8 protein-coding genes are annotated in these 9,764 nt (G+C 72.5%); 5 read left to right on the top strand and 3 right to left on the bottom strand.

What is annotated here, in order from left to right:
* Positions 1 to 379: 379 nt before the first annotated feature.
* The gene (locus ABZ990_RS21615; protein WP_361233793.1) at positions 380 to 748 is read right to left on the bottom strand and encodes a YbjQ family protein; all 369 of its coding nucleotides are present in this window, start codon (positions 746 to 748) and stop codon (positions 380 to 382) included.
* A gap of 334 nt (positions 749 to 1,082) precedes the next feature.
* Here ABZ990_RS21615 and ABZ990_RS21610 point away from each other — a divergent pair, with 334 nt between their 5' ends.
* A complete protein-coding gene (locus ABZ990_RS21610; RefSeq protein ID WP_361233790.1) occupies positions 1,083 to 2,117 on the top strand; it encodes a VTT domain-containing protein in 1,035 nt (344 codons plus the stop codon).
* A 142-nt stretch (positions 2,118 to 2,259) separates the two neighbouring features.
* Here ABZ990_RS21610 and ABZ990_RS21605 read toward each other — a convergent pair whose 3' ends face one another.
* Together ABZ990_RS21605 and ABZ990_RS21600 are read right to left on the bottom strand one after the other, a co-directional pair.
* Entirely contained in the window at positions 2,260 to 3,945 is a 1,686-nt protein-coding gene (locus tag ABZ990_RS21605) for a threonine/serine exporter family protein (RefSeq protein ID WP_361233786.1), read from the bottom strand.
* Between the two features lie 119 nt (positions 3,946 to 4,064).
* The gene (locus ABZ990_RS21600) at positions 4,065 to 4,556 is read right to left on the bottom strand and encodes an inorganic diphosphatase (RefSeq protein WP_361233783.1); all 492 of its coding nucleotides are present in this window, start codon (positions 4,554 to 4,556) and stop codon (positions 4,065 to 4,067) included.
* A 105-nt stretch (positions 4,557 to 4,661) separates the two neighbouring features.
* On the opposite strand from ABZ990_RS21600, the gene dacB reads away from it, so the two are divergent.
* From dacB to hpt, 4 genes are all read left to right on the top strand, one after another.
* Positions 4,662 to 6,257 (top strand): D-alanyl-D-alanine carboxypeptidase/D-alanyl-D-alanine-endopeptidase, encoded by a 1,596-nt coding sequence (gene dacB, locus ABZ990_RS21595; RefSeq protein ID WP_361233780.1) that lies wholly within the window; start codon positions 4,662 to 4,664, stop codon positions 6,255 to 6,257.
* 231 nt (positions 6,258 to 6,488) lie between these two features.
* The gene (locus ABZ990_RS21590; protein WP_361233777.1) at positions 6,489 to 7,640 is read left to right on the top strand and encodes a zinc-dependent metalloprotease; all 1,152 of its coding nucleotides are present in this window, start codon (positions 6,489 to 6,491) and stop codon (positions 7,638 to 7,640) included.
* 388 nt (positions 7,641 to 8,028) lie between these two features.
* The gene (gene tilS, locus ABZ990_RS21585) at positions 8,029 to 9,102 is read left to right on the top strand and encodes a tRNA lysidine(34) synthetase TilS (protein WP_361233774.1); all 1,074 of its coding nucleotides are present in this window, start codon (positions 8,029 to 8,031) and stop codon (positions 9,100 to 9,102) included.
* Between the two features lie 50 nt (positions 9,103 to 9,152).
* A complete protein-coding gene (gene hpt / locus ABZ990_RS21580) occupies positions 9,153 to 9,692 on the top strand; it encodes a hypoxanthine phosphoribosyltransferase (protein WP_361233823.1) in 540 nt (179 codons plus the stop codon).
* The last annotated feature ends 72 nt before the right edge of the window (positions 9,693 to 9,764 follow it).

Here is a 9,764-nt window from a genome sequence, read left to right as displayed (position 1 = left end):
GGGGGGGGGTTTTGGTGGGGGGGGGCGCGGGGGGGCGGTGCCGGCGGGGGGCGCGCTCCGCCCCCCCCGCCGTGGGGGGGGGGTGGGGGGGCCCCCCCCCCCCACAACACCGCGAGCGTCGGGGCGCCACGGTCCCGTCCAACGCGCGCCACTCCGACCCACCCGCGCCGCCGGGCGGCCCGGAGTGGCGCCGTGGACAGCTGCCGGGCCGGGCCCCCGGACGGGCCCATCGCCCGCCGGGGCGCGGACCCGACGCGGCCCCGATGCGGACCTCCGGCTTCGCCCGCCCCGCCCTGAGTCCGAGCGGCCCCCTGGACCCGCCCCATCCCGAGTCCGAGGGGACCCCGCGCGGTCCCCGGCCCGACTCTGTTCGGACGGATCAGGCGCGCGGCGCGATCACCACGGCCGTGCCGTAGGCGCACACCTCCGTGCCGACGTCGGCGGCCTCCGTGACGTCGAAGCGGAACATCAGGACCGCGTTCGCGCCGCGCGCCCGCGCCTGTTCCACGAGTCTTTCCATCGCCTGGTTGCGGGTCTCCACCAGGGTCTTCGTCAGACCCTTCAGCTCGCCGCCGACCAGCGACTTCAGCCCGGCGCCGATCTGGCTGCCGATGTGCCGCGAGCGGACGGTCAGCCCGAAGACCTCGCCGATGACCTGCTTGACCTCGTACCCCGGCACGTCGTTGGTGGTCACCACCAGCACGTCCGACTGGGACGTCTGACCGCCGCCGTACTCCTCGATGCCCATGCGTATGTACCTCCTGGCCCCTGCTTTTCCTGCTTCAAGCTTGGCTTTCGCCAAGATCGTACGCATCCGGGAAAGCCCCCATACGTCCCTGAGTCCCCCCTGAGGCACCCCGGATCGCCCGCCGGATCTACCCTTTCCGGCCCTTGCCCCGCACCCGGCCCCCGCGCCGGCGCCCGCCCCCACCCCGCGCCGATCTTCGGGCCCCCGGGCGCCGACCGCTGGAACCGAGGGTGTTCACTTCGCGTTGATAGCGTGGATGGGGCCGTCTGTACGACAATCCGGCGCAGGCCCCGCGCCCACCCCCGCCCCCACCGACCGCAGGAGTCCGGAACCCGTGAACACGCTTGCCCTCGGACCGAGCTGGCTGGACCCGGACTATCTGATCCAGACCTTCGGCCTGATCGGCGTCCTCGTCATCGTCTTCGCCGAGTCGGGACTGCTCATCGGCTTCTTCCTGCCCGGTGACTCGCTGCTCTTCACCACCGGCCTGCTCGTCACCACGAACAAGCTGGACACCCCGCTGTGGGCGGTGTGCGCGATGGTGGTCGCGGCGGCCGTACTCGGCGACCAGGTCGGCTATCTCTTCGGCCGCAAGGTCGGCCCGTCCCTCTTCAAGCGCCCCGACTCCAAGCTGTTCAAGCAGGAGAACGTCGAGAAGGCGCACGAGTTCTTCGAGAAGCACGGCCCGAAGTCGCTGATCCTGGCCCGCTTCGTGCCGATCGTCCGCACCTTCACGCCGATCATCGCCGGCGTCAGCCGGATGAACTACCGCTCCTTCATCGTCTTCAACCTCATCGGCGGTCTGCTGTGGGGCGCCGGCGTGACGCTGCTCGGCTCGGCGCTCGGCAAGATCGAGTTCGTCAACAAGCACATCGAGCTGATCCTCGTCGGGATCGTGCTGATCTCCGTCGTCCCGGTCGCCATCGAGGTCCTGCGCGCCCGCGCCCAGGCCAAGAAGAACCCCGCGCCGCAGACGCCCGACGCCCCCGACACCCACGACACCCACGGTGACCAGGGCACGTACGGCGACCAGGGCGCCCATGGTGCCTACGACGCCTACGGCAACCAGGGCACGTACGGAGACCAGGGCACCCATGGTGCCTACGACGCCTACGGCAACCACGGCACGTACGGCGATCAGGGCACCTACGGCAGCCAGGGCACGTACGACGCCCACGGTGCCTACGGCGACCAGGGCACCTACGGCAACCACGGCACGTACGGCGATCAGGGCACCTACGGCAGCCAGGGCACATACGACGCTCACGGCACGTACGGAGACCAGGGGACGTACGGCACCCACGGCACCCACGGCACCGACGGCCCCCAGAACCCGCCGCAGGAGCACGGCCGCCACGCCAAGCGCTGAGAGACCGGCCCCGCACCCGCGGACAGTCCCCGGACACGACGCGACGCGACACAAACACGACGCAACACACAACGCGACACGACAGTGGCCCGGCACCCCACGAGGGGTGCCGGGCCACCGCCGTATCGCGTCGCGTCCGAGGTCAGAAGCCTCGGGTCCGCTTCGCCGCCCGGCGGGCCGCCGCCGCGCCCGGCGCCTGCATGAACATGCGGGCCAGTTCGCTTCCGAGGTTCACCCCGATGGCGATCGCCAGCGCCAGCGCCGCCGCCTTTGCCAGCGAGGTGAAGCCTGCGTCCAGGTTGTTCTGGGCTATCGCGAGGACACCGAAGTACGTCGCCGAACCGGGCAGCAGCGGACCGATCGCCGCCGTCACGTACGGCAGCGACGAGGTGTGGTGGTAGCGGGCGATCAGCTGGCCGAACAGACCGACCAGACCGGCCGCCACCGCCGTCGCCACGACCGCGGACCCGCCCGCCGTCACCGCTATCGACGCGTAGATCACCCAGGCGACCCCGCCGTTCAGCGTCGCGAACAGCACCGTCGCCCGCGACTGCTGCAACAGGATGGCGAAGGTCGCGCACAGCACCATCGACGCCAGGATCTGCACCACCGGCCGCTCCACCGGCCGCAGCACGCCCTCCGGGTTCAGCGGCGCCCCGATCTGCACCGCCAGGTACAGCACCGACAGCACGCCCACCACGATCGCGACGAAGAAGTACCCGACTTCGAGGAGCCGGGCCGAGGCCGTGATGTAGAAGCCGGTCAGACCGTCCTGGACGGCCGCGACCAGCGCCCGCCCCGGGATCAGCGCGAACAGTCCACCGGTGATCACCGCCGACGGCCGCAGATCGGCGTGCAGCACCGTCAGGGCCACCCCCATCGCCGCCGGCGGCATGGCCGCGACGAGGAACTGGTAGAACTCCGGCAGCCCCTGACCCGCGCACAGCCACGCCAGCCGGTCGCCGAGCATCGCGCCGAGCGCCGCCACGAAGAACACCGTCGGACCACCGCCGAGCAGCACCGACGCCGCGCCCGCCAGTACTCCGGCCGCGGCCGTGAGCACCCAGCCGGGGTACGGGTGCCGGTTGCGGCGGATCTCCGCGAGCCGCCGGTACGCCTCCTCCGGCGGTACGTCGTGGTCCGGGTCGGCGATGTCGGCGAGCAGCAGGTACACCGCCGCGAGCCGGGTGTAGTCGGTGCCCCGGCGCCGCACCGTGCGGTTCGCGGTCACCGGGTCGTCCACCAGCGACGGCTGATGGGTGATCGACAGGAGCGTGAACGTCACCGTCGGCTCGCAGCGGTCGAGCCCGTACGAGCGGCAGATCGCGAACATCGCCGCCTCGACGTCCTCCGCGCCCTCGCCGCCCGCGAGCAGCAGCTCGCCGATACGCAGCGTCAGGTCGAAGACGCGGGCGACCGACGGCCCCGCCTCGTCCTCCGCGTGCACCGTCTCCGGCACCGGCCGGTCGGCCAGCGGCAGCCGCAGCATGGTCCGCATCCGGTCCTGCCAGGGCGCGTCCTCCGACATCCGCACCAGCGGTATGCCGTACGCGGGAGTGAAGGCGGGCGGAGAGGACTTCGTCGAATAGGTCGACGGTTTCGCGAAGGCGGAACCTTCCTGCTCCGGCGCGGACGGCGCGGGCTCCGGCGCGAAACCGCTCGGCAGCGCGAATTCGGACGTCGGATGCTGCTCGTCCTCCACCGGTTCCGGTGTCTCCACCCCGACCGGGGGAACGAACGCGCTGCGCGCCTCGTCCGATTGCGGCTTCCGGTCCTCCGGCGCCTCGTCGGGCCCCTCCGGTTCCGCCACCACTCTGTCCGCCCTCATTTTGGCCTGGTACCCGTACCGCCGGATCCCATTCCGGTTCGGCTGATGCCCAGTATGTACGCGCGAAGGGCGGCGCACCTCAGCAGGTGCGCCGCCCTTCGCGATGAGCCGGGGGACCGTCAGTGGCCGCCCTGCTCCTTGAAGCGCTCGTAGGACTTCACGATCTCGGCCTCGGCCTCGACGCGGCCGACCCAGTCGGCGCCCTCGACGGACTTGCCCGGCTCCAGGTCCTTGTAGACCTCGAAGAAGTGCTGGATCTCGAGGCGGTCGAACTCCGGCACGTGGTGGATGTCGCGCAGGTGCTCCATGCGCGGGTCCGTCGCCGGGACGACCAGCAGCTTGTCGTCGCCGCCGGCCTCGTCCGTCATGCGGAACATGCCGATGGCGCGGCACTTCACGAGGCAGCCCGGGAAGGTCGGCTCGTCCAGGATGACCAGCGCGTCCAGCGGGTCGCCGTCCTCACCGAGGGTGTTCTCGACGAAGCCGTAGTCCGCCGGGTAGGCGGTCGACGTGAAGAGGCGGCGGTCCAGGCGGATCCGACCGGTCTCGTGGTCGACCTCGTACTTGTTCCGCGACCCCTTCGGGATCTCGATGGTGACGTCGAACTCCACGGGTGGATCTCCTCCTGAATCAACACATGTCAATGCTCGCGACGACGCGCGGTGATTAAGTGTCTCTCACACATGCACCTGATCGCGAAAGGGGCTGGTCGCCACATGCCGGATTCGAGAACCTGGCAGGTCGTGGCGGGTTCCGCCGCGCTCGGCCTGGCCTTGGCCGTGGGCGCCGTCACCGCTTCCGGCCCGTGGGACTCCGGTCAGCGTAAGGCCGAGCGGGACCGCGCGGTCACCGGCGGTGTCCGAGGTGGCGCACATCACTTTGGCGACCGGGCCGCCGCCGACCCGCACCGGCCCGCGCCCGCTCCCAGCGCACCCGCCGTGCTCGGCGCCCTCGGCACCACCGGCGGGCCCGGCAGCCACGGCAACGCCCCCTCCTCGACGATCACCCGGCCGGGCGACGACCCCGCCGCCCTCGCCGCCGCGCTCACCCCCCTGCTCGCCGATCCCGGCCTCGGGCCGCTGCGCACCGCGACCGTCGTCGACGCCACCACCGGCAAGCGGCTGTACGGCGAGGGCGCGAGCACTCCGATGACGCCCGCGTCCACGATCAAGATCGCCACCACGGCCGCCGCGCTGTCCGCCCTCGGCCCCCGGCACCGCATCGCCACCACCACGGTCGCCAGCCCCGACGGACGCACCGTCACCCTCGTCGGCGGCGGCGACCCCACGCTCGACCGCACCCGGCTCAAGGCCCTCGCCGAGGCCACGGCCCGCGCCGTGAAGGCCTCCGGCGCCCGGACCTCCGGCGCCTCAGGCAACGGCGCCCCGGCCTCCGGAACGACAGCCTCCGGTACGGCGGGTGCCGAGGCCCCCGAGTCCGTACGCCTCGCCTACGACACCAGCCTCTACCAGGGCCCCGTCCTGCACCCCATCGGGCCGAACGAGAACATCTCCCCGGTCACCGCCCTCATGACCGACGAGGGCCGGCTCGACCACAGCCACCACGGCCCCGCGCCGCGCAGCGCCGATCCGGCAGGCGACACCGCCACCGCCTTCGCCGGCCTCCTGGAGGAAGCCGGCCTCACCGTCCAGGGCGACCCCCGGCCCGCGAAGGCCCCCAAGGGCGCCCGCCCGCTCGCCCGTACCGACTCCGCGAGCCTCGACGACCTCGTCGAACGCACCCTCACCCACAGCGACAACGACCTCGCCGAAGCCCTCGCCCGGCAGACCGCCCTCGCCCACCACCGGCCTGCGAGCTTCGCCGGGGCGCAGCAGGCCGTCCACGACGAACTCGGCCGCCTCGGCCTCCCGCTGGCCGGCACCCGCTTCGCGGACGGCAGCGGACTCGACCGCGCCGACCGGGTCACCGGCGCCCTGCTCACCGGCGTCCTCACCCGGGCGGCCGACCCGGCCCGCCCCACTCTGCGGACCGTCCTCACCGGACTGCCCGTCGGCGGCTTCAGCGGCACCCTCGCCGGACGCTTCGACGCCACCGCCGGCTCCGCCGCCGAGGGCGCGGGCCTCGTCCACGCCAAGACCGGCACCCTCACCGGCGTGAACACCCTCGCCGGCACCGTCGTCACCGCCGACGGCCGCCTCCTCGCCTTCGCCTTCCTCACCGGCAGGACCAGCGCGCCCGACGCCGCCCAGTCCGCCCTCGACCGGCTCGCCGCCGCCCTGACCCGGCCCGTCGGAGCCGCCGCGGGGCCCGCCGGGACCACCGGGCCCGGCAAGAAGCAGCAGCCGCACTGACCCCGCACTGACCCCGCACCGGCCCCGCATCCGGCCCGGCCCGGCCGGATGCGGGGCACCCGGAAGGACCCTTCCCCGCCCCGGCGCCCGGCGACCCCCGACCCGCCCCCGAACGAACCCTGATCCCCACCCCGGGACACCCCCGAGCCCGTGGCCCGCCCGTCCCGGAACCGTCCCCGAACCGGCGCCCGAACCCTCACCGAATACGCGCCGAGAACGTACCGTTGACGCATGACGAGCATCGGTGGTGCAGGCACATCGGGGATGGTCGACTGGAACCTCGCCGTCGCGACGGCGACCCGCCTGGTCCGGCCCGGCCCGGAAGTCGGCCGCGACGAGGCCCGCCGTGTCGTCGCCGAGCTCCGCGAGCACGCGAAGGCCGCCGAGGAACACGTCCGCGCCTACACCCGGATGTTCCCCGAGGGCCGGGACCCGGGCGACTACGCCGACACCCCCGTCCTCGTCGTCGACCGGGCCGGCTGGGTCAAGGCCAACGTCGCCGGTTTCCGCGAACTCCTCACCCCGCTCCTCGACAAGATGCGCGAACGGCGCTCCACCACCCCCGGCGGCGCCGTCCTCAGCGCCGTCGGCGGCAAGGTGACCGGTGTAGAACTCGGCATGCTGCTGTCCTTCCTGGCCTCCCGCATCCTCGGCCAGTACGAGACCTTCGCCCCCGCCACCCGCGATCTGCCCGCCGCCGCGGGCGGCGGCGGCCGGCTGCTGCTCGTCGCGCCCAACATCGTCCACGTCGAACGCGAGCTGGAGGTCGCCCCCCGCGACTTCCGCCTCTGGGTCTGTCTCCACGAGGAGACCCACCGCACCCAGTTCACCGCCGTCCCCTGGCTGCGCGACCACCTCCAGGGCGAGATCCAGGCCTTCCTCGCCGCCACCGACGTCGACCCCGCCACCGTCGTCGAACGCCTCCGCGAGGCCGCCCAGGTCCTCGCCGGCGGCAACCGCCCCGAGGGCGAACAGGGCGAGCCCGGCCCCACCCTCGTCGAACTCGTCCAGACCCCCGAACAGCGCGAGATCCTCGGCCGTCTCACCGCCGTCATGTCCCTCCTCGAAGGCCACGCCGACTTCGTCATGGACGGCGTCGGCCCCGACGTCGTGCCCTCCGTCGCCGAGATCCGCGAGAAGTTCCAGCAGCGCCGCGCCCGCGGCGCCTCCCGCCTCGACCTCGCCCTGCGCAAGCTCCTCGGCCTCGACGCCAAACTCCGCCAGTACCGCGACGGCGAGCGCTTCGTCCGCGCCGTCGTCGACCAGGTCGGCATGGACGGCTTCAACCGCGTCTGGACCTCCCCCAACACCCTCCCCACCAAGTCCGAGATCGCCCGGCCCGCCGACTGGGTGACGCGCGTGCACCGTAAGGCAGACTCGTAGACCGGAGTACGGAGCAACGGAACACGGGAGTACGGAGTCCGGCGTACGCACGCGGCGGGACGAGGGACCCGCGGCGGACGGCGTTCAACGGACGGCGGCCGACGGACGCGCTCAACGGACGGCGGACGCCAGGACCGGAAGGCGGAAGGCGGAAGGCGGAAGGGACGCACCCCACGGCCCTCCAGGCCACCGGGGTACCCCGCACACCCCGCCAATCACCCATCCGAGGGACCGTAGACGGCGGGTGAGGCGTGCAATGCTCGGGCAACGACCGGATTCTGTCACCATCGACGCACTCTGAGTGACCGAAGCGAGTGACCGAACCCCCACCTCCGGCCGTTAAGACTCCGACCGAGGCACCCCACACTCATCACGAAGGGCACCGGACATGGGTCCCCATCCTGCGGTCGCGGCGATACGCCTGGCGGTCCGCCGCGTACTCCACGACGTTCTCACCGAGCACCAGACCACCCCTCCCCCCGGCGCGTCCCCTGGCGAGCACCCGCTCGTGCTCGTCGCCTGCTCCGGCGGCGCCGACTCCATGGCACTCGCCTCCGCGCTCGCCTTCGAGGCCCGCAAACTCGACGTCCGCGCCGGCGGCATCACCGTCGACCACGGCCTCCAGCCCGGCTCCGCCCAGCGCGCCCGCGAAGTCGCCGACCGGATGACCGCACTCGGCCTCGACCCGGCCCTGACCATCGCTGTCACCGTCGGCCCCGAATCCACCGCCGCCGCCCACGGAGCCGTCTACACCGGCGGCGCCGCCCGCCGGGTCGGCCCCGAGGCCGCCGCCCGCGACGCCCGCTACGCCGCTCTCGACGCCGCCGCCGAACGCCACGGCGCCACCGGCATCCTGCTCGGCCACACCCGTGACGACCAGGCCGAGACCGTCCTCCTCGGCCTCGCCCGCGGCTCCGGGATCCGCTCCCTGTCCGGCATGGCCGCCGTCTCCGGCGTCGCCGGCCGCTACCGCCGCCCCTTCCTGGAACTCGACCGGCAGACCGTCCGCAAGGCTTGCATCGCCCAGGAACTCGCCATCTGGGACGACCCCCACAACACCGACCCCGCCTACACCCGCTCCCGGCTCCGCCACGAGGGCCTGCCCGCCCTGGAGAAGGCGCTCGGGAAAGGCGTCGTCGAAGCGCTCGCCCGTACCGCCCAGCTCTCCCGCGACGACGCCGACGCCCTCGACTCCTGGGCCGCCCACGCCGAAGCGGACGTACGCGACGAAGCGGGCCGTCTCGAATGCGCCAAACTCTCCGGACTGCCCCCCGCCGTACGCCGCCGCGTCCTGCGCCGCGCCGTGATCGCCGAGGGCGCCCCCGCCGGTTCCCTCTTCGCCCGGCACATCGAGGAAGTCGACCGGCTGATCACCGGATGGCGGGGCCAGGGGGCCATCAATCTGCCCGGCCGCGTCGAGGCACTGCGCCAGGGTGGCAGACTGGTCATTCGGCAAGGCTGACAGCAAAGTCGCAAGCTGCAACGAAAGTGACCCGGGTGAACGAGAAGGACATGGGTACCGACCTCCAGTCGGTCCTCATCACCAAGGAAGAGATCGACGCGAAGCTGGCCGAGCTGGCCGCGGAGATCGATGCGGAGTACGCGGGCAAGGACCTGCTCATCGTCGGCGTCCTCAAGGGCGCCGTGATGGTGATGGCGGACCTGGCGCGCACGCTGTCCTCCCCCGTCACCATGGACTGGATGGCCGTCTCCTCCTACGGAGCCGGCACCCAGTCCTCCGGTGTCGTCCGGATCCTCAAGGACCTCGACACCGACATCAAGGGCCGCCACGTCCTGATCGTCGAGGACATCATCGACTCGGGTCTGACCCTGTCGTGGCTCCTGTCGAACCTCGGCTCGCGCGAGCCGGCCTCCCTCGAGGTCTGCACCCTCCTGCGCAAGCCGGAGGCCGCGAAGGTCGACATCGACGTGAAGTGGATCGGCTTCGACATCCCCAACGAATTCGTCGTGGGATACGGCCTGGACTACGCCGAGAAGTACCGGAATCTCCCGTTCGTCGGCACGCTCGCCCCGCACGTCTACGGCGGCTGAGTCCCCCGTAACTCCCCCGGAACCCCGGGGAACCCGCACCGCCTTCCCGCCGTTGAAGCATGGGAAGGCGGT

It is taken from the genome of Streptomyces sp. NPDC046203 (assembly GCF_040646255.1).
GTDB lineage: Bacteria > Actinomycetota > Actinomycetes > Streptomycetales > Streptomycetaceae > Streptomyces.
Note: the sequence above shows the minus strand (reverse complement) of the source record. Positions and strands in the feature narration are given on the sequence as shown.